The organism is Mycolicibacterium vulneris (genome assembly GCF_002104765.1).
Lineage (GTDB): Bacteria > Actinomycetota > Actinomycetes > Mycobacteriales > Mycobacteriaceae > Mycobacterium > Mycobacterium vulneris.
On the sequence record NZ_NCXM01000094.1, the window covers coordinates 1 to 982 of the forward strand.

Genomic DNA, 982 nt, shown 5'->3' on the forward strand with positions numbered 1-982 from the left:
GGGCGGCGGGGCCGGGGTGATGACCCGGCTCTGCGCGCCCGGAGGCATCCGGTCGCCCGGCGGAATGTTGAACGTCAACGCGGCGACCGGGTCCACCAACCCGTACCCGACCTTATTGTCAACTCCCGCAGGCGGATTGTGTGCCGACTGCACGATCCGGTTGATCACCTGATGCGCGCTGAGCTCTGGGAATTTCGCCCGCACCAGCGCCGCGACACCGCTGACGTAGGCCGCCGAGAAACTGGTTCCCCAGAACGGCATGTTCTTCTCGCCCGGCCGCGACGGCGGGTAGGCATTGACCGGGCCGCCGCCCTGGGGTGAGAGGCCCATGATGTGGGTCCCCGGAGCGGCCACACCGACCCAGGGTCCCGACATGCTCTTGTCGAGCGGGGCGCCGCTGGCGTCGACGGCGCCCACCGACAGGACGTAATCGGAAAACCACGACGGCGCCGAGACGATCTTGACCTGATGCCAGTCCCGGGGATCCGACGGGTCCAGCGGGTCATAAGCCGGGTTGTTATTGCAGCCGGCCTCGCCATCGTTACCCGCGGCCGCGACGATCACCGCGTCCTTCGCGATGGACGCGTACCACAGGGCCGCGCCCAGCGCTCGCTGATCGGCCGGCGACGCGGCGGGCAGGCACGAGGTGACCGAGATGTTGATCACCTTCGCCCCCATGTTCGCGGCGTGAACCACCGCTCGCGCAACCGAATTCAGCGTCCCGGCTTTGACCTTCTCATCGGAGTAGGGATCCCCCGGCGGCGGGTTGACCGGCTCGAAGGCTCGTGACGACTGCCGGATCGAGATGATGGTCGCGTGCGGAGCGACCCCCACCACCCCGTCGGGCGCTCCGGGGGGAAGCGGCGGCACTGCGGGTTCGTCCTCGGTCTGCGGATCGGCCGGCCCGTTCGACGCGGCCGTGGCCCCGCCGCCCTCCGGTGGCGGAGGAGGGGGCGGTGGTGGCGGCGGCAGAACCTGGGTG

The 982-nt window shown here is 70.2% G+C and carries 1 protein-coding gene; it reads right to left on the bottom strand.

Annotation, left to right across the window (positions count from 1 at the left end; genetic code table 11):
• Nucleotides 1-982: S8 family serine peptidase (locus B8W69_RS29495; RefSeq protein WP_165762735.1), on the bottom strand; the 982-nt coding region annotated here is incomplete at both ends.